Below are 18,498 nucleotides of genomic sequence, written 5' to 3'. Positions count from 1 at the left end.
GTGTAAAATATTGATCGGATGTGACATGAATCGATGAAATGGAACAGTATTCGCACCAAGCTGATCGTTTTTTTACTCCTGCCGACCTTAATCTGTATTATGGCTACGATGTATATCAGCTACTCTTACACGACGAAATCTCTTAGAACCCGGGCCGTGGATGAGAATACAAATCTGCTGTACCAGGGCTACAAAAATATCAACAGCCTCATTCAGGAGGTCAATCGGCTGTCCCTCGTTTTCTACTCCGATTCAGACTCTTACAGGCTGCTGGAGGCCGGATACGACGATATGTCGGCCAATATCCAGATTTACTCCTCACTGAATTATATATTGACCTCTATGACAGACATCTCACAGGTCTATTTGTACGGCGTCAAGGACAGCAAGGCTACGCTCTTATCGCATAGCACCATGCCATCGCGCTGGCAGGGAATTCCGCCCTACAGCGAATCCCGGATCACCGGGGAGAATCCTGTATCTGTTCAGAGCACCCACATCAGCAACAGCTACGGGCTGAATACACCGAATACGCCGATGACTCCGGAACCGGTATTTACGCTGCACAGGCGGATTGAGCAAATCCCGTCTACCGCTGCGCTTGGCTATCTGTCGATTGATGTGAAGCTGACCGCCTTTACCGATATCATGAATCAGCTCTACGAGCAGGGAAAAGAGAATATCTATCTGGTGGACAGCAAAGGTATGCTGGTGTACAGCCATGACGAGGCGGACCTGGGCAAACCGCTGAATGCCTCCTGGTATGATGAGCAAATTGCCGCTAGCGGACAACCCCACGGTTATTTTGAAGAGGATGGAGCAGTGTTTATTTATCAGAAGATTGAAAGTCCGGGCCTGGACTGGACGCTGGTGAAGCAAATTCCGGTCTCCTATTTGTACCGTGAAGCGAAGGAAGCCGCCGGAATCAATATGCTGCTGCTGGTGCTGCTGATGATCATGATCATCGCGCTAACGGTTCTGATCTCCTTCCGGATCACCGCCCCGATCAAGCAGCTGGCAAGATACATGAATCAGGTCCAGACCGGTAATCTGGAAATTGATATCCGGCCTGCGGGCAAGGATGAAATCGGGCTGGTGACCGAGCGCTTCCGCAGCATGATGGATACGATCAACAACCTGATTTTGCGGGAATACCGGCTGGAGCTGTCAAATAAAACCAATGAGCTGCGGGCGCTGCAGGCACAGATTAATCCGCATTTTCTAAATAACACGCTGCAGATTATCGGCACGCTGGCCCTGGAGCTTAAGGTCCCGCAAATCTATGCCCTGCTCTCGGCGCTCGCCAAGATGATGCGCTACAGTATGTACAATCACGAGAAGATTGTTACGATACAGGACGAGCTGGACCACGTGAAAGCTTATATCGAGCTGCAGAAGGAACGTTTTGAAAATAAGTTCACTTTCCGCTACGATATGGAAGAATCGCTGCTGAACGCGCTCATGCCCAAGATGATCCTGCAGCCGATTGTGGAAAATTACTTCAAGCACGGCTTCAATCTCGCCCGCACGGACGGGCTGGTTGAAATTATGGCAGCACGGCTGCCTTCCGGCCGGATGGAGATCATTATCCGCAACAACGGCAGCTCCATCCCCGCTTCCAGGCTGGAAGCCTTGCAGCAGGAGCTTCAGCACCCCGTCCAGGTGGATATCGACGCCTTAAAGGACATAGACAGCAAGCGCGACGCCCCAGGCGCACGAATCGGTCTGCCGAATGTGCTGGCCCGGCTGCGGCTCGTCTGCGGGGACAGCGCCACGCTGACTGTGGATAATCTGAAGGCAGGCGGCGTAATTGTCAGCCTGCAATTTGAAATTGTAGTGGAGAGTGAAGCTATATGAAGGCACTGATTGTAGACGACGAAGCCAGGGTACGCAAGGCGGTCAGACTCCTCGTCGACTGGGACGCCCATCAGATCGGGGACATTCTGGAGGCCGGAAACGGCAATGAAGCCATCGAGCTGATCCGCAAGGAGAAACCCGCGCTGGTCATCATGGACATGATGATGGAATCGGGCAATGGAATCGAGCTGATGACCTGGGTCAATGAATTCGCCGGCAACACCAAGTTTATTGTGGTCAGCGGCCATAATGATTTTGATTTCGTCCGCCAGACAGTCCGTCATGGCGGGATTGACTATATACTTAAGCCGATAGAAGCCGAAATGATCAATGGCGCCGTGTCCAAGGCCGTCGCTGCCTGGCGGTCCGAGGAAGAGGAGCGCAGCCACCGGCAGCGGCAAAGCATCCGGCTGAATGAAATCAAGCCGATCTATGGTGAGAAGCTGCTGTCGGCGCTGATCGACGACCCGATCAATGCCGAAGCTTCGCTGCGCAGACTTCTGGATGAGGGGGTAATCCCGCAAAGCGCCGACAGCTCCAGGCTGATTCTGGTGCAGACTGACCCCGGCAATAATCCGCTGATCAAGCGGTTCGGCGGAGACAGCGAACTGCTGTATTACGCCATCGTCAATATCTGCAATGAGTTCCTGCAGCAGCAGCGCAAGGGCATTGCCTTCCGGTATTGGGGAGGACCGCCGGAAATCGCGATGATCCTGTGGGATGTTCAGGAATCTGTGACCAAGCTGATCAACCGGATCAATCAGGGGATTTTTTTGACGCTGCAGTTCCGGATGCATTTTGGCATCAGCTCCATAGGAGCCTTGCCCGGAGGACTGCCGGCAGAACGTGCAGAAGCCGCCGAAGCGCTGCTCCGGCGGAACCTGTTGAGACATGAGGATTATTGCCATTTCTATCCTCCTGCTGAACCCGTAAGTACAGGAGGCGAACTGCCGATTCTATTTGCCGATGTGCAGGAGGAATGGCGGCTGGCCGTGATCAGCGGCAGTCCCGAGGTGCTGGCCGCGGCAGCGCAGCACTGGACCCAGGAGCTTGGACGGCGGGGCATCATCACACCGGAGATGCTGAATTCCTGGAAGGCAGATGCCCTGCTGTTCCGTTCCCGGCTGGTGCGGGAGGTCCTGGGTGCTCAAGCGGATGGCGCCCTGGCAGAGCTGGAACGCACGGACCTGCTGAATCCGTCTCCGCTTCCCGGCGGCTACTCCTTCTCGTTATTCGCCTGGCGTGACTGGTCCTTTGGACTGATGCAGCGCCTGTCACGGGAGCTTACGGACAGAGCGGCGAAAGAGCGGAACCCGATTACGGACATCGTTAAATATATCGAGCAGAATTACCAATCCGACCTGTCGCTGCAGGAGGTGGCCGGCAAATTCTACGTAAGCCGTGAGTACATTTCACGCAAATTCAAGCAGGAGTACGGCATCAATTTCTCCGATTACATCGGCAGCGTCCGCATCGACAAAGCCAAGCTGCTGCTCCAGAATCCTAACCTGAAGCTGTCGCAAATCTCGGAAATGGTCGGCTTCCACGATGTCAAATATTTCAGCAAGGTGTTCAAGAAGCAGGTAGGCAGCTCTCCTAAGGATTACCGCAGTCAGATTACCCCGTGATGAATCGACCATTCAAAAATTTACATCTGGTCAATCGTCCATACACTAATTTGGGAAAGTGCATATCATGGGTTTGTAAGATGATACTGCGAAGGAGGTAAGGCAATGGGCGGTTATGGAAATGTTGGATGTTTTGTTACTTCCACTACTACAATCCTGGTGCTGTACATTCTGTTGGTGATTATTCTTAAAACGTTCTAACCTTGATAAGCCGAAAAAAATGAGAGTCTACAGTAAAATGTAGGCTCTCATCTTATTGTTAAGTGTACAACAGAGTTATGACAACAGAGTGATAACAAGCAATTCGAATAGCACAAGAGTTAAAATAGCTTCATCGCTGGTAAATCCGAAAAAAGCGCGTTGTTCTCCATGATGCTGTACTCCCAAATACATTAAGCCTCTATCGCAGCCCACAATTCTCCCGACAACCACTTGGCCGTCCAATGTCTTTACTTGAACAATCTGATTCATATGTTGTCTACAGATGCTGTGCAAGTGATTTCTGAGGGATTTCATATTTTGAATATAATTCCCATCCGCCTGATACAGCACTCTTTGCTGCGATCCCATTTGCATTCCCACGCTAGGCACACTACCTTCCTGTTTAAAGTACTACATAGTATGCCTAGTGTGCTGTAGGTGTTCGAACCATCCAATCAAGCCTTTCCGCTTAGCCTTACTTAACCGGCTGCTCGCTGTACCATGCCAGAAAAGCATCCGCCACCGCTTTGCCGGCGGTACCGTTCGGATGCGGGTCCTCGCTGTTGCTCATATACTCCGCACGAACTCTATGGTCCGCAGGAGCCGGCATAGACAATACGGCCGCGATGTCAAATACGCGGTTGACCCCGGCAGGCGGAGCGGTAAGAATCTGCTTATTTACGCTGCGCCAGGCGGCTTCCCGTTCGTCTTGGAAATTAAACGACGGCACCGTGCTCAGGATGATATTTATATCCGGGTTGGCCTCTTTGATCAGGGAAACGATATGCGAGAGGTCTTCAAGAAGCTCTTCAGCCGAGCGCTTGCCGATATCCAGATCGTTCACGCCCAGCACAATCAGCACTTCATCGCCCTGCTTGGCCTTATTCAGCCAAGGGCCGTCAGCGGCGGCATCATAAGCCCGGCCCCAGCCGGAACCGATATTCCACAGTCCATACGATGTTCCAAGCCCTTCGGCGATCCGCGCTGCCCAGTAAGAATATTCATCCTTCCCGGTCCGCACACCCTGGGTGATGGAGTCTCCGAGGAATACCAGCTTTTTGTCCACTTTTTTCTTATAGCCAATATAGCTTGGCAGCACCAGCAGCTTATTCGATACGCTGAAGGAATCTGCCGATTCCTGCCCGGCAAGATGGCCCGGTGCATCAAAGGCGGAAACCAGATTGTCCTCCACGTTGTATGGGATCGTCTTACCGGATGAAGCCGTTCTAATCGTCCAGGTAAAAGCCAGATAATGTCCCTCCGGCAGCGCAAGCGCCGCTTCATCACTCCAGAAGGCTTCTCCGGGAGCTACCTGCTTCGACACCTCTCCCGCGAAGGTCACAGGAATCTGTGTGCCTGGCGCTACTGTGCCATCTGGTGCCAGACCTCCATCGGCAATATAAGCCGACTCAATGCTCCACTCCCCGCCCGGCTCACTCCCGGCGGCTTCCGCTCCCAGATCCCAGGTCGAATCCACCGCATTGCTGTGCCAGAACCTCAGGGTCAGATTCCCGGTCTCCCGCAGCCGGATATACGCCCGGTACGTATGGGTGAACGGCTCCGGCGAATTCATAATATAATTGGCGGCCGTCGACAGCGCCGTAGCCGAAGAATACTCAGACTGGCTGAACACTCCGGCTTGGTCTTTTTGACTATGCATAGATCAGTGCTCCTTCATACGAATCAAATCTGTAAACAACCAAAGTATACGGACATTAGCAGCATAAAACTAATACGAAACTGCCAACATATAACACAATTCTGATCTTGGACCGGCTGAGCAGCTCCTCCTTCAGCTAAATCTTACTGCCATTTCAGCGAAAAAACCTCTCCGAAAGCAAGGAGCCTTCGCAGCCCTGCCGTTCAGAGAGGTTGTTCATTCGGGAAGTCAGCAGAATCCCCGTTCTTATTTCAGCGTAATCGTGACCGCTGCCGATTTGGCTCCGGCGTTTACCTTCACCGTAGTTTCATCTACCAGCTCAGCGCCTTCTACAGAAGCGATAGTGCCCAGATCCTTCACAGCCAGGGTGAAGGCTTTGCCGCTGCCTTCTGCAGCAACGGTTACGGTATTGCCTTTGCGCTCAGCCTTAACGGTCAGTTCAGGCGTTCCCTTGATGTCACGGACCGTTGCGGTTGTATTCGCTCCGTCTTCAAGTGAATAGAGGCCGAACTTCACGCCGTCAGCAAAATCATAGTCCGGACGGTTATCCACGCTGCCTGTGGCAAGCAAGGAGTTCTGGCGCACGAACAGCGGCAGGCTGAAGAAATTATGAGTTTCTTTGCGCCATGATCCGCCCTGAACGGTCTCACCGCTAAGCAGGTGGGTCCAGCGGCCAGCCGGCAGATAGTATTTCACTTCGCCGTTTTCCTGGAAGATTGGGGCTACCAGCAGGGAATCACCCAGCATGTATTGACGGTCCAACACTTCGCAAGTAGGATCTTCCGGGAATTCCATCACCATGGCCCGCATCGAAGCCCAGCCCTGCTCATGCGCCTGTCCGGCCACATCATACAGGTAAGGCATCAGGCTGCATTTGAGCTTGGTGAAGAAGCGGGTAACATCCACAGCTTCGTCGTCGTAAGCCCAAGGCACACGGTACGAGGTGCTGCCGTGCAGACGGCTGTGGCTGGAGAGCAGGCCGAAGGCCAGCCAGCGTTTGAAGACATGCGCCGGAGCTGTATTTTCAAAGCCGCCGATATCATGGCTCCAGAAGCCGAAGCCGGACAGACCGAGAGACAGGCCGCCGCGCAGGCTTTCCGCCATCGACTCGTAATCCGCGTAGCAGTCGCCGCCCCAGTGAACCGGGAACTGCTGTCCACCAGCCGTTGCTGAACGTGCGAATACCGCTGCTTCATTTTTGCCAAGCTTCTCTTCCAGCACTTCAAAGACTACCTTGTTGTACATTTGCGTGTAGTAGTTGTGCATTTTCTGCGGGTCGGAGCCGTCGAAGTACACCACATCGGTTGGAATACGTTCGCCGAAGTCGGTCTTGAAGCTGTCTACGCCCATATCCACCAGCTTACGCAGGTAGCCGGCATACCATTCACAAGCCGCAGGGTTCGTGAAGTCTACGAGTCCCATACCCGCTTGCCATAGATCCGTTTGGTAGACGTCGCCGTTTGGTTTTTTGATCAGATAGCCATTCTTCTTGCCTTCTTCAAACAGCGGTGAACGCTGTCCGATATAGGAGTTGATCCATACGCAGATTTTGAGGCCTTTTTCCTTCAGGCGTTTCAGCATGCCAACCGGGTCCGGGAATACACGCTCATCCCACTGGAAATCCGTCCATTGGTATTCACGCATCCAGAAGCAGTCGAAGTGGAACACATGCAGCGGCAGATCACGCTCTGCCATGCCTTCTACGAAGGAATTTACCGTTGCTTCATCGTAGTCGGTAGTGAACGAAGTGGTCAGCCACAGACCGAAGGTCCATGCCGGTGGAAGCGCAGGCTTGCCGGTAAGCGATGTGTACTTGCTGATAACCTCTTTGATCGTAGGTCCTTCAATTACGAAATATTCCAGGCTCTCTCCAGCTACGCTGAATTGGGCTTTTTTCACTTTTTCCGAAGCGATTTCATACGAAACCAGCTCAGGATGGTTCACGAATACGCCGTAGCCTTTGCTGGTTACATAGAACGGAATGTTCTTGTATGCCTGCTCAGAGCTTGTACCGCCGTCTTTATTCCAGATATCTACAACCTGTCCATTCTTCACAAAAGCGGTGAAGCGCTCGCCCAGACCATAGACGAATTCGCCTACGCCGATATCCAGCTCTTCACGCATGAACGTGTTTCCGTCCTGATCGGTGATGTAAGCCATGGATTTGAAACCGCTGCCGGTAATGCGCTCGTTGCCGCGGTAGAAATCTACAGACCACTGGGTTCCTTTGTTGATGACTACACGGAGTCCGCCGCTGATCAGCACAGTTTGCGTATCATTTTCTTCAATTTGTACATGATCGCCAGTTCCCTTGGTCAATTCAAAAGCCGGGCCGCGCTCCTGCAAGCCGTCATGATGAGTAATCTTGATGCCAACCACGCCCGGAAGCGGGGAATGGAATTTCACAGTCAGCAGTGTCGAGTTCAGCGTTGCTGCACGACCTGTAATTGGAGTAGTTTGGGTAACTGCTGTCAAACCTTCTGGAGTTTTTTCCACTACATAGTTTTGGACAGCGCCATTAATGGTAATGCCGTCACGAACCAGCCAAAGACCGTCAGTAAATTTCATGTTTGCACTTGCCACCCTTCAATTTGGTGTTTATAGTTGCATTATAACGATAACAAATAGACAAAACTAATATAATATAGCTTATTTATAACACTATTTTGATGTTTCGCCAAAAAGGAGAGCGAATATGGACCGTACATCACAGCGATTGCTCAAAGAAGACCGTGTACATGGCGATATTATGTTTCCACTGGCAGCCTACTGGGTCGAGCTTCCGGCAGGAACCCATGTCCTGGATACACACTGGCATGAGGAAGCCGAGTTCTTCCTGCTGCTGGAAGGCGAAATTCTGTTTCAGGTGGACACCGATTATTTTCCGCTCCGGGCGGGGGAAGCTGTATTCATCGACTCCGGTGATATCCATGCCGCCTATGTGCTGAAGGAAGGCCCTTGCCGGTTCTGTGCCCTTGTCTTTCACCCCGATCTCTTGGCCAGCGCCCAATATGACGTCATTCAGCAGATGGTGATTCTGCCGCTGCAGGAGAAACGCCAGAGCTTCCCCAGACATCTGACGCCGGAAATTCCCTGGCAGCTTGAGCTGCTGCATCATTTGGAGCGCTTGATGGAGGCATATGACCATAAGTTACCCGGTTTTGAAGCATTTATGAAAGGAACCTTGCTGATCATGCTCTCGCAGATCGCCATTGAAGGCCACGCGGTGAACCGCAGCCAGTCCGGGGGCGCCGATACCACCAAGATCAACCGGCTCAAAAAGGTCATTCTCTATATTCAGGACAACTATCAGGAACCGATCCGTACCCGCGACCTGTCCGAGCTGATTCCGATGAGTGAAGGCCAGTTCTGCCGCTTCTTCAAGGCAATGACCCGCAAAACGCCGGTCGATTACATCAACTCCTACCGCATCCGCCAGGCCGCTGACCTGCTGCAGCAGAGCGAACGCAAAATCTCGGACATCGCGCTGGAGGTCGGCTTCGACAACGTCAGCTATTTCATCAAGGTGTTCCGCAAGGCGATGAAATGCTCTCCTTCGGAGTTCCGCAAAGGAGCGGGATTAGGAGCTGGCCAGGCGCAGTTGTATCCATGAACGCCGAGCAGGGCTGGTCAGGCGCAGCTTTATCCATGAACGCCGAGCAGACTAGTACAGCTTTACCCATAACAGGGCAGGCCAGCCGGGCAGTTCACGTCGGCACATGGTATCCGCAGCAGCCGCCGCGCCAGAATTAGGTGGAAAAAGGAAACCTAATTTCGTCATATTCACCTTGTTAGGAGAAATAAGTGGAATAAGGAAACCTAATTCTGCTCGTATGCCCTCTTCAGGGTAATATCAGCGGAATAGGTGAACAAATTCCACCTAAAGCCTAATATGTTCGCTTTGAAATATATTTTAAGTGTACAAATTCCACCAAATTATGTCCGCTGGACTTTGAGCATGCTGCAAATGGAGCGGCGGCCTTGAAGCAGTAGCTTGAAGAACCGACCTGAAGTGGCGGCCTGGAGCAACAGTTGGAGCAGAAACCTGAAGCAGAAACCTGAGACTGCAGTCTGGAGCAACAACCCGAAGCGCTGCCTAACCTCCCCCGGCATCCTTGATGCCAGGGGCTTATCTGATTCAAGTCTGACTGGGCCAGCCCCCCAGCCGGTCACGCTTCCTTGCGGATCACAATAAAGCATGTGCTGTCCGGCAGCGGAACCTCCTGTCCGCTTTCATCCATTATGACAACACGGTTCTGCAGCGCCTCCGTATAGCCCTCCTGCAAATAGTGCCGCAAGACTTCAATCTTTGCCCGCTCGCCCAGGGTCTGCCGGATGAAATCTCCATACTGCGAAGGAGTGAAGTAACCAAACTGCTCCTGCACCTCATGAATATAGGCTTCTTCTCCCCACGTATAGGTATACAGAAACTCCATGGCATCGTTCATCGGCATGAGCACCTCCTGCTCAGCCACCCGCTCGTACTGAATTACTCTCCCGGCAAAATCCTTGGCATAACGCTCCAGCGAAGCCATCCCCTCTGTCTCCAGAAAACGCACTCGGCGCCGCTCTTCCGTCGGCTCGCTCATAATCCCGTCGCGGATGATGATAACTCCGCCATCTGCCAGCACCTCAAAGCTGCTAACCAGCGCGGCAGCCACGGTCTCATGATTGAACTTCGCACCGTTCAGCGGCACATAGGAATACAGTTCGTGCAGAATGGAGGAGAAGATCACTGTGTCCACCGTGCCTGCCTCGACAAAATCCTTCAGATTCAGTGCATCGCCCTGCAGCACCTCCCAGCGGCGGCCCTCCCGCTGCTTCTTCTGGCGCAGCGCTTCCACAACATTGCTGGAAATATCAATGCCGACCGGAACCACTCCCGGCATGCGCTCTTCGATCAGATCCAGCAGCACACCGCCGCCAGGGCCAATGTCCAGCACCTTCCGGCCAGTGACATATTCCAGAATGACCGATTTATAATCTGCCGTCTCATTCATTTGGCTCAAATAGGTATCCTCATTATGGAACCGGTCAAAGGCATCCCGGCGCAGCTCGAACAAATCGAACAGCAGCAGCACAGCCCGTTCATACAGCGCCGACTTTTCAGCCTCCATGCAGAACTCGATCAGCTTCTCAGCCGCCGGAGAGAATTCGAAATCAACAAACAACGTGTCAGGCAGATGCTCCTCCAACCGCAGCCGATGCATCAGATGCGGGTTGCCGGCGGGTTCCACCCCGTTCAAAATATCCTCCCATGCCAAGCCGGACAGATACTTTTCAATAATCCGTTTCTTGTACACATTGATCTTCTTCGCGCCTTTGTAGTCATAATAGATGCTGTTCATGACCACCTCATAGCTGATGTGGTTCAGCGTGGACAGCTTGCCGCCGCAGGCCGCCAGAGTCATGATCTTAAGGAATTGCTCCAGCGAAAACGTCTGCAGTGCGGATTCCACATACCAGAAAGTAATATGCTGCATAGGCTCCAGTACAGCGGCACTCCAGCCTGCCTGCTCCAGACCTTCCCACTCTGCATCGAAGTCCTCTCCCCCGGCAATCGCTCCCGCACGCATTCTCCGCAAGCGCTCCTTCATCGGCACCACGGCGTGCAGATCCCCTGAAGAGATTACCGCAATCAGCTTCATTACCTCGGTCCGAACCTCTTGCCACAGCTCCGGGGACACAGCAGAAATAATGCAGTGGTTCAGCGCAAACAGCAGCCGCTCCAGCTCATCGGCGGTCAGCAGCCCTTCCTCCACCATCGCTGACAGCGGACGATTAACGAATGGCGGCACCTCACCGCGAATTTGCTGCCCGATCAGGCCATGCGTCTCGATGAGCCGGTGTACAATCACTTTTCTCTCCGCTTCAGCTTCTCCCACTTCTATCACCCGGTCAGCATGCAGCCGGCGTACCTCATCGCCAGTGGAGATCCCACCCGCGTGACGCCAATACAACTGGGCCGAACCAATATTATGGACAAAAATATTAATACCTTCCGCCTCCCACAACCGCCGCTGGCGCCGTGTTCCGCCCTTTGCCGTTTCCGACCAGACCAGTGTCTCTTCAACCAGCTCTTTAATCCAATAGGACAGCGACAGACTGTCCAGCAGACGCAGACTGCGTTCCACGTAATCAAGCACCGGATTTATGTACTTCAGCTCTTGGAGTGACTCTACGCGTTCAAAATTCACAATCGTTTCTTCGGCCTGGACGATATATTGCAGCCAAGGGCAGCTTGCTTCGTGTACGATTCCCGTCATACGATACGCTTCAATGGCTTGCAAGGATTTCAGCATGTCGTTTACCTCCTAAATTTTGCTTGATACTGTATAAATTGAACTATAGATTTACCAAATCGGCATTGATCGTGACTGCAGAGAATGTTTGGACTTCCGGCCGCTGTTATGTTTGGATTTCCTGATTTAATACCGTTGTTCACGGTAGAAATCCAAACATAGCCTAATCATACGGCCAGCTTTCCTGCGGAAAGCTCTCAGGCGGTCGCTACGCTCCTACAGTTCCAAACTTCCCCTCCGTCACTTCTGCCTTTTTATTTTTTCTTTAGTTCAACTACTAGTGTAATATGCTTGTAAGTAATAAACGGTTTAGAAAGAAAGAATATCTTCAACCAGTAATTATTGTGGAATATACTTTCCCTTGGATAAAAACAATCCTTACTGGAGGGTCAGTTCTGCCATGAGACACGAAACCTTGTTACTGAAAAACGGGACTTTGATCGATGGAACCGGACGGCAGCCGTTAACAAATGCAGTAATTGAAGTTATAAACGGACGCTTCGGTACTATTACACAATATCGGGATAACCAATCAAAGAATGAAGAAGTACAGGAAATAGACCTGAATGGGCTTTTCATCCTGCCGGGATTTATTCATACACATGCGCACACCGGTTTCAAATTTTTGCAGAATGAGCCTCTGCACGGGTACCATAAAGAGTATTTAGCTGCATGCCTTCAAGAGGGAATTACCACGATTCGTGACGAGGGAATGTCTACAAATGCAACCATTGACGATGTTATAGCACATACGAATGGGCTGGATCGTTTGTCTTTTCCCAGAATGATCACATCAGGTAAAGTATTTACGGCCCCCGGGGGATATGGAGGGCAAGCGCCGATTGGTGTTGGAAGCGCGGAAGAAGCCAGGCTTAAGGTTCGTGAGGTATTAGGAAAAGGAATTCATTTTATAAAAACGGCACTTGAAGACGGATATGATCCCAGCACCTACGGACTGCCTAAGCTTAATCAGGAGATTCTTGAAGCCATTTGTCAGGAAGCCCGGGAGATGGGGACTTATGTATCTGCCCATGTAACCAACGCCAAAAATCTTCAGATTCTTGTGAATTCGGGAATTAACGATGCTGCACATATGATCTATGACCGTTTGGACGATAACTTGATACAGCAGATGGTAGCAAAAAACGTTTGGATAGTACCAACACTCACGGTATTAAAGATGTTCCAGAACAAATTTGGAGCCCCGCTATTAGAACAAGGCCTGGATAATGTCCGGAGGTTTGTCCAGGCAGGCGGAGAAATCGGCTTGGGTGATGATTTTATTGAAGAAGAAAAACCATGGTATAGGCTAGGAATGCCGTGGGAAGAAATTCACTTGTTAGGCGAAGCTGGTCTCACACCAATGCAAATTATCGTAGCGGCCACTTCCGTCGGGTCAAAGATATGTAATCTGTCTCACGAGATTGGAACAATCGAAACTGCCAAGAAGGCTGATCTCTTTGTCATTGAAGATGATCCTCTTGCCAATATAGACAATCTTCGGAAGGTTAGATTTGTCATGAAGGAAGGCCACATTATATCCCGCTAACAAAATAATAAAGCTCAATAAAAGAGCGGCTGCCCGGACTTAATGTTCTCGTCCAAGACTGCCGCTGTTTCTATTTAACTCAACTTTCGCAGCTCAATCGATTTCAAAGCTTCTGCGGCAATTATCTTAGCTGCCTCGTTGTCTTGCGCTGAGCTTTCCACAATAGTTTGGAGCGCTTTCTTTGCGATCTCCAGCTGTGTGGTTAAACGGTCAGCCATTTTGGCGATATCGATGGTAAAGTGGTCTGTTAACTCGCCATTGCCTATTAAGACGACCGCAGTAAATTCAAATCTATTCTTCACTTTTGTTCATCTCCCCCAGCTTGATTTCATTGCGGCGTAGTGGTCCTTCAATAGACGCGGGCTGGAATCCGATACAATTGCCCAATGGACGAATATTTAAATCATAGGCTACCAAATGCTACTTTGTAAATATTCCACTTGCGCTGCTTCTCCAGGCTCGAACAAATCGAATAATATTTTACGAAATCTCAGAAAAAGCACTTCTTCAAGACACGAGAAATTCGTCCTCGTAAATCACTTTAATTCTTTCCAGCACATTCCGTGCTTGATCTTCAAATTTCAATTTCCCAATCTGACCCTTCAGCAAAAACACGCCTGTCTCATTGCGATGTTCCCCGAGAGCCCCCTCATATAATTGGCTTGCGCCGTGGGTAGGGGGAGAGAAAAACAGCTTCATCAACGCATTAACCACTATGGGCAGACCGGATTTTTTTCCTTTTCTTAACGTATTGTTGCCACCCGGGTCCACACTGCGGACCTTGATGCCGTCGTTCGCAAGCTCCGGCGCGATGGCCTGAGTCCACAGCGAAAGCGCCAGCTTTGAGGTAGCGTAAGGACCAAGCAGCTTGCGGAAGGTTTTTGGGCGCTCCAGGATTTCGATATTCAACTCTTTCGTAAATTTAAGTGCAGAAGATGAGGTATTGATTACCGTTTTTAGACGGCTATTTTTTATGAGCTCCTTCAATTCCATAAGCATGATATACGGCACGACCGTCATCAGCTCATAATGCTTCTCGCGCCCCTGCTTCGAATAGCTCAGCTCGTGAAAGCTCCCGCCGGCGTTATTGAACAAAATATCAATCCGCCGCTCCTTGTCCTTGATCTCCTCCAAAGTCTCTCTCAGGCTGGCATAATCAGCGAGATCCGCTATTTTATAAGTGCGAAGCCATCCGTTCTTAACGGCCTCCAGAATTTTCACATCGTCCTCCGGAAAGCCGGAACGGTTCACAGCAATAACCTGCCATCCTTCCGACAGCAATTTCCGGGTTAATTCCAGCCCGATTCCGGCGCTCGCTCCCGTAATAAGTGCGATATTTTCGCGTTGCTTCGTGTCCATCGTATCGTCTCCTCCAGATAATGTTTCTTTGATGCGCACATCTTATAACTTGGAGTCGGCTCCAAGTCAAGACGCGAAAACAAAGCTATTTCTCATGGATAAGAGACTTGACTTGGAGCCAGCTCTAAGATATAAAATATGCAAAAAAGCAATCCCGGGAGGGAATCGCATGAAGGCAGAGCAAACCTTTACCATAAAGCAAACCGCCGAGCAAACCGGAATTTCTCAGGATACGATCCGTTATTACGAAAAAATCTCGCTGCTGCAACGTGCGGACCGGAGGGACAACGGGCACCGCGTCTACCGGCAGGAGGACGTCGATAGAATCCAACTGATATCCTGTCTGAAAAAAACGGGGATGCCGCTGGAGGAGATGCGGCCATTTTTAGCTGTCTCCGCTGACACCGATCCTGCGGAATATCCCGAGCTGGTGGAGCTCTTAAGGAGCCACCGGGAAAATATCCTCAGCCAGATCGCCTCGCTGCAGCAGGTCGTCGATTTTATCGACATGAAATTGGAAGAGGGGAGCTACCGCCGGGACTGCTCGAATGAACGTCAGGACGGCGTGTTAGAGAAAACGACGGGGGAACCGAAACCAAAACCCATGTCATCTGTTGAGATGAGTTATTTTTCCGTATCTGCCAAAGCGGGCAAGTCACTGGCTCCCGCAAAAATATAGCTCAGGCAAAACAGCGGCAATCCCGGACTTTATGTTCTCGTCCAGGACTGCCGCTGTTTCTACATACGCTTATTACGTTCCGAACCGCTGTCTGTACCCGCATTTGCGGCACAGCTCCTCCACCGCTTCCCGGCGGGAGAAGCCGTAGAACAGATTGTTCGCGCGTTCGCCCTCGACAATCTCGGAGAACGGCTGCTCATGGATATTGCCGAGGTTAATCACGCCCTCGCCATCCAGACAGCACGGCACGACCGTGCCGTCCACCAGCACCGCCGCCTGGCTGCGCAGCGCGTGGCAGAAGCCTTTGCCGTCATCCTCCGGCTCGCTTAGGGCAGGCCATCTGAACTCGTGATCCTGGTTCAGATACACCCTTGGCGCGATCTTTACCCCGCTGCCGGGCACTACCTTTTCTTCAATTTTGAAGTCCAAATTGAAGGCTTCCTCCAGCAGCTCCAGCGTCTCGCGGTTGCGCTGCTTCTCCAGATTCGTCCGGTTGTCCTCGGTCAGATTCCACAGCCGGAAGGAGATAATGACCCCCTGCGCGGAAGCCTCCCGCACAAACGAAATAATCTCCGACACATAACCCTCGCGGTTCTCCGAGCCGGCATGACCGTCGAAGCTGTGCAGCGAGAAGTTCATCTGGCGCAGCGCCGGCTTGCCCAGCAGCTTCGGCCCCGCCTTGTGAATCAGGGTTCCGTTGGTTGTGATGTTGACCTTGAACCCTTTGGCGTGGGCGGCATCCAGCAGCTCCCCGAGCTTCGGATGCAGCAGCGGCTCGCCTTTGACATGCAGATAGATATGATTGCTGTGTGGCTTAATCTCGTCAAGAATCTTATTAAAGGTATCCAGCTTTATGAAGTTTTTCTGCCGTTCAGTTGGCGGACAGAAGCTGCAGGCCAGGTTGCAGACGCTTGTAATCTCGATGTACACCTTTTTAAAAGTTTTCAAGTTCCGCTCCCCATTTCAAATATTCATCAGAGAAGCTTCCGCTACAGATCCGAGGCATAGCGGAGGCCGATCTGTGCTCTGGCATCCTCCATCAGCTCGGCGACAGCCAGTGAATTGGCGTGGCTGTTAATGCTGCTCTCGCGAAGTCCACTTTGGATCAGGCTGATAAATTCCTCAACCTCATAATACATCGCCTCGAACACCTGCGGCACAGTAAGCTCTTCAACCGTACCGTCGCGGTACTGGATTTTGACCTGATAGGGCTGGTTGATCTTGTCGATGACCATCGTCCCGTTCTCTCCCTGAATCTCGGCGGGCAGATAGGAATCCGTAATTTTGGAGTGCATCACAACAGCATCCATGTCCGCATAACGCATCATCATGCTGCCTTCGCCGTCCACCCCGGAAGCCAGCATCAAGCCCACCGCCTGCACGGATTCCGGTTTGCCGAACAGCGCCACCATCGGGTACAGACAATAAATGCCGAGATCCATCAAAGAGCCGTTGGAGTAGATCGGGTTGAAGGCGTTCAGCACCGTCCCTTGTCTGTAAGCATCGTATCTGGAAGAGTATTGACAATAGCTGGCAAAATAACGGCGCACCTGGCCCAGCTTGTACAGATTATCCCTGACCACACCGAAATTGGGCATGAAGGTCGATTTCATCGCTTCCATAAAAACCACATCATTCTTCCGGGCCGCTTCGATCATCGTCCGCAGCTCCGCACTGTTGGAGGCCGCTGGCTTTTCACAGATAACATGCTTCCCGTGATTCAGACAAATCAGCGCCTGCTCAGCATGCATGGAATTGGGGCTGGCAATATATACGGCATCGACCTCACCGCTGGAAACCATCTCCTCCAGATTGGTGTATATGGAAGCACCGGCGTATTTCGCGGCAAAATCGCGCCCCTTCTCCTCTGTGCGGGAGTAAACGGCAGTCAGGATAAATTCCTCGTTCTCAAGACCTGCCTGAATGAAGCGGTCTGTAATCCAGTTGGTGCCTACGACTCCGAAACGAATGGTCATCAAGATCCCGTCCTTTTTCTAATATCACACTGCCATGTTAATCTCTATCTGCTATTTTCTCATTCCGGGATAGGGTTGTCCACTTTTCTGCCGTAAATTCCGACAAATTACGCTACATTATATATGTGAAAAAAAGCACCTGCGAATCCGCGCAAAAAAGCCGCTAATTTTAGCGGCTTTCAATGGGAACCATACTATTGGATTTGCTTCATATACTCTTTGAATGCCTCAGCGATTTCCTTGAATTTCGTATGATGCAGGTAATGTGAACCTTCCATCGGGATCATTTTGCCCTGTGCAGATTGTTTGACTTGCTCCTCATGCAGCGGAACCCACATCTTAATGTCCTCGTTATTCGATTGAACGAAGAGAAGCACCGGCAAATCATGAGGGTAGGTGAGCTGTTCAGCATTTTTGAAATTGGAACCGAGGTGCCGGAGCTCATTCATCATCGTAGGATTGCTCGAGACCTGATTCGAAATCAAATTCATCTGTTCTTTGGTATGCTCATCGAATGCAAGCGATTTATATGGATCTCCGCTCACTTTTTTGAGAAATCTCATCAGACCTGATTCTTGAAGAAACTGCATGGATTTCAAAGGCAATTTGACATCCATGCCGGGTTGATTAGGAACGCTGCTATCGATGCCGACAAAAGCAAGAACTTCATCCGGATAGGCGTTCACATAGGACACTCCGTAAAGTCCCGTGATGGAATGTCCCATCAGAACATAACGGTCAATACCAAGCTGCCGCACAGCTTCGTGAATTTCGCTGACGATATTCTCTGTTGTTCTTTCTTTCCCGGTTTCGTCGCTGAGCCCATATCCGAAAGGCTCGATCGCTACGACCTTGTAATTCGGAGACAATTCATCGATCAACAATTTGAAATCAAGCGCAGGCGACGGGGTTCCTTGTCCCGGAAGGAGGACGATAGTCTGTTCGCCACTGCCTTGAATGAGCACATTCATTTTTTTCCCATCCACATTGACATACTGGCCGTACGATTCGATTTTCTTTTTCTCGACCCCGTTACTGATTACATTAACAACAAACACGATGCCCATGAACAGCACAAGCGCCCCGAGAATACCTCCAATTATTTTTAACCATAACTTCCGTTTCTTGCGGTTTTTGGTCCCGGTTTTTTCTATTTCCACCGTTTTTGTCACGTTCATCTTCTCCTGTCCTTGTATCTGTAGAGCCGCCTAGGCGACATATTTAAAGTGTAATCAAGCAAGATGTCCCCTTCGTGACGGCAATATGAACGGAATATGAACAACACAA

General features: G+C 51.1%; 15 protein-coding genes. 7 read left to right on the top strand and 8 right to left on the bottom strand.

Annotation, left to right across the window (positions count from 1 at the left end; translation table 11 throughout):
* The first annotated feature begins 33 nt into the window (after positions 1-33).
* The 3 genes from AC0LWN_RS22725 (at position 34) to AC0LWN_RS22715 (ending at position 3,686) form a co-directional block, all read left to right on the top strand.
* The gene (locus AC0LWN_RS22725; protein ID WP_474669348.1) at positions 34-1,857 is read left to right on the top strand and encodes a cache domain-containing sensor histidine kinase; all 1,824 of its coding nucleotides are present in this window, start codon (positions 34-36) and stop codon (positions 1,855-1,857) included.
* Positions 1,854-3,485, top strand: a complete 1,632-nt coding sequence (locus AC0LWN_RS22720) for a helix-turn-helix domain-containing protein (protein ID WP_474669346.1) — start codon at positions 1,854-1,856, stop codon at positions 3,483-3,485. The genes AC0LWN_RS22725 and AC0LWN_RS22720 overlap by 4 nt, the downstream gene beginning before the upstream one ends.
* Positions 3,486-3,590: 105 nt before the next feature.
* Positions 3,591-3,686, top strand: a complete 96-nt coding sequence (locus tag AC0LWN_RS22715) for a YjcZ family sporulation protein (RefSeq protein WP_474669344.1) — start codon at positions 3,591-3,593, stop codon at positions 3,684-3,686.
* 475 nt (positions 3,687-4,161) lie between these two features.
* Here AC0LWN_RS22715 and AC0LWN_RS22710 read toward each other — a convergent pair whose 3' ends face one another.
* Both AC0LWN_RS22710 and yicI read right to left on the bottom strand, forming a co-directional pair.
* A complete protein-coding gene (locus AC0LWN_RS22710; RefSeq protein WP_474669342.1) occupies positions 4,162-5,346 on the bottom strand; it encodes an SGNH/GDSL hydrolase family protein in 1,185 nt (394 codons plus the stop codon).
* A 246-nt stretch (positions 5,347-5,592) separates the two neighbouring features.
* Positions 5,593-7,914: an alpha-xylosidase gene (yicI, locus tag AC0LWN_RS22705; protein ID WP_474669340.1), complete on the bottom strand. Its 2,322-nt coding sequence runs from the start codon at positions 7,912-7,914 to the stop codon at positions 5,593-5,595.
* Between the two features lie 127 nt (positions 7,915-8,041).
* Between yicI and AC0LWN_RS22700 the strand changes: the two genes are divergently transcribed.
* Positions 8,042-8,959 carry an AraC family transcriptional regulator gene (locus AC0LWN_RS22700; protein ID WP_474669338.1) on the top strand — a complete coding sequence of 306 codons (918 nt, stop codon included), beginning with the start codon at positions 8,042-8,044 and terminating at the stop codon, positions 8,957-8,959.
* Entirely contained in the window at positions 8,956-9,099 is a 144-nt protein-coding gene (locus tag AC0LWN_RS22695) for a hypothetical protein (RefSeq protein WP_474669336.1), read from the top strand. The genes AC0LWN_RS22700 and AC0LWN_RS22695 overlap by 4 nt, the downstream gene beginning before the upstream one ends.
* Positions 9,100-9,515: 416 nt before the next feature.
* On the opposite strand, the gene AC0LWN_RS22690 is transcribed toward AC0LWN_RS22695, so the two are convergent.
* Positions 9,516-11,648, bottom strand: coding sequence for a class I SAM-dependent methyltransferase (locus AC0LWN_RS22690; protein ID WP_474669334.1), 2,133 nt, complete (start codon positions 11,646-11,648; stop codon positions 9,516-9,518).
* A gap of 400 nt (positions 11,649-12,048) precedes the next feature.
* Between AC0LWN_RS22690 and AC0LWN_RS22685 the strand changes: the two genes are divergently transcribed.
* Positions 12,049-13,197 carry an amidohydrolase family protein gene (locus AC0LWN_RS22685; protein WP_474669332.1) on the top strand — a complete coding sequence of 383 codons (1,149 nt, stop codon included), beginning with the start codon at positions 12,049-12,051 and terminating at the stop codon, positions 13,195-13,197.
* A gap of 74 nt (positions 13,198-13,271) precedes the next feature.
* On the opposite strand, the gene AC0LWN_RS22680 is transcribed toward AC0LWN_RS22685, so the two are convergent.
* Complete coding sequence (locus AC0LWN_RS22680; RefSeq protein WP_474669330.1) at positions 13,272-13,499, bottom strand: hypothetical protein; 228 nt, start codon at positions 13,497-13,499, stop codon at positions 13,272-13,274.
* Positions 13,500-13,704: 205 nt separating this feature from the next.
* Positions 13,705-14,556, bottom strand: a complete 852-nt coding sequence (locus AC0LWN_RS22675; protein ID WP_474669328.1) for an SDR family NAD(P)-dependent oxidoreductase — start codon at positions 14,554-14,556, stop codon at positions 13,705-13,707.
* A gap of 169 nt (positions 14,557-14,725) precedes the next feature.
* On the opposite strand from AC0LWN_RS22675, the gene AC0LWN_RS22670 reads away from it, so the two are divergent.
* Positions 14,726-15,235: a MerR family transcriptional regulator gene (locus AC0LWN_RS22670; protein ID WP_474669326.1), complete on the top strand. Its 510-nt coding sequence runs from the start codon at positions 14,726-14,728 to the stop codon at positions 15,233-15,235.
* A gap of 72 nt (positions 15,236-15,307) precedes the next feature.
* Here the strand turns inward: AC0LWN_RS22670 and AC0LWN_RS22665 are convergent, their stop codons facing one another.
* The 3 genes from AC0LWN_RS22665 to AC0LWN_RS22655 all read right to left on the bottom strand — a co-directional run bounded on the left by AC0LWN_RS22665 (position 15,308) and on the right by AC0LWN_RS22655 (position 18,389).
* The gene (locus AC0LWN_RS22665; protein WP_474669324.1) at positions 15,308-16,183 is read right to left on the bottom strand and encodes a radical SAM/SPASM domain-containing protein; all 876 of its coding nucleotides are present in this window, start codon (positions 16,181-16,183) and stop codon (positions 15,308-15,310) included.
* Between the two features lie 41 nt (positions 16,184-16,224).
* On the bottom strand, positions 16,225-17,211 hold the full coding sequence (locus AC0LWN_RS22660) for a Gfo/Idh/MocA family protein (RefSeq protein WP_474669322.1): 987 nt from the start codon (positions 17,209-17,211) through the stop codon (positions 16,225-16,227).
* 194 nt (positions 17,212-17,405) lie between these two features.
* Positions 17,406-18,389, bottom strand: coding sequence for an alpha/beta hydrolase (locus AC0LWN_RS22655; RefSeq protein ID WP_474669320.1), 984 nt, complete (start codon positions 18,387-18,389; stop codon positions 17,406-17,408).
* Positions 18,390-18,498: the final 109 nt, after the last annotated feature.

The sequence above is a fragment of the Paenibacillus sp. sgz302115 genome (assembly GCF_056120445.1).
The sequence above is the reverse complement of the archived record's forward strand: the minus strand, read 5'-3'. Positions and strand labels throughout refer to the sequence as shown.

What these genes read in the sequence shown, in the direction of transcription:
- AC0LWN_RS22725 (WP_474669348.1), top strand. Translation starts at nt 34, where the DNA reads ATGAAATGGAACAGTATTCGCACCAAGCTGATCGTTTTTTTACTCCTG.
- AC0LWN_RS22720 (WP_474669346.1), top strand. Translation starts at nt 1,854, where the DNA reads ATGAAGGCACTGATTGTAGACGACGAAGCCAGGGTACGCAAGGCGGTC.
- AC0LWN_RS22715 (WP_474669344.1), top strand. Translation starts at nt 3,591, where the DNA reads ATGGGCGGTTATGGAAATGTTGGATGTTTTGTTACTTCCACTACTACA.
- AC0LWN_RS22710 (WP_474669342.1), bottom strand. Translation starts at nt 5,346, where the DNA reads ATGCATAGTCAAAAAGACCAAGCCGGAGTGTTCAGCCAGTCTGAGTAT.
- yicI (WP_474669340.1), bottom strand. Translation starts at nt 7,914, where the DNA reads ATGAAATTTACTGACGGTCTTTGGCTGGTTCGTGACGGCATTACCATT.
- AC0LWN_RS22700 (WP_474669338.1), top strand. Translation starts at nt 8,042, where the DNA reads ATGGACCGTACATCACAGCGATTGCTCAAAGAAGACCGTGTACATGGC.
- AC0LWN_RS22695 (WP_474669336.1), top strand. Translation starts at nt 8,956, where the DNA reads ATGAACGCCGAGCAGGGCTGGTCAGGCGCAGCTTTATCCATGAACGCC.
- AC0LWN_RS22690 (WP_474669334.1), bottom strand. Translation starts at nt 11,648, where the DNA reads ATGCTGAAATCCTTGCAAGCCATTGAAGCGTATCGTATGACGGGAATC.
- AC0LWN_RS22685 (WP_474669332.1), top strand. Translation starts at nt 12,049, where the DNA reads ATGAGACACGAAACCTTGTTACTGAAAAACGGGACTTTGATCGATGGA.
- AC0LWN_RS22675 (WP_474669328.1), bottom strand. Translation starts at nt 14,556, where the DNA reads ATGGACACGAAGCAACGCGAAAATATCGCACTTATTACGGGAGCGAGC.
- AC0LWN_RS22670 (WP_474669326.1), top strand. Translation starts at nt 14,726, where the DNA reads ATGAAGGCAGAGCAAACCTTTACCATAAAGCAAACCGCCGAGCAAACC.
- AC0LWN_RS22660 (WP_474669322.1), bottom strand. Translation starts at nt 17,211, where the DNA reads ATGACCATTCGTTTCGGAGTCGTAGGCACCAACTGGATTACAGACCGC.
- AC0LWN_RS22655 (WP_474669320.1), bottom strand. Translation starts at nt 18,389, where the DNA reads ATGAACGTGACAAAAACGGTGGAAATAGAAAAAACCGGGACCAAAAAC.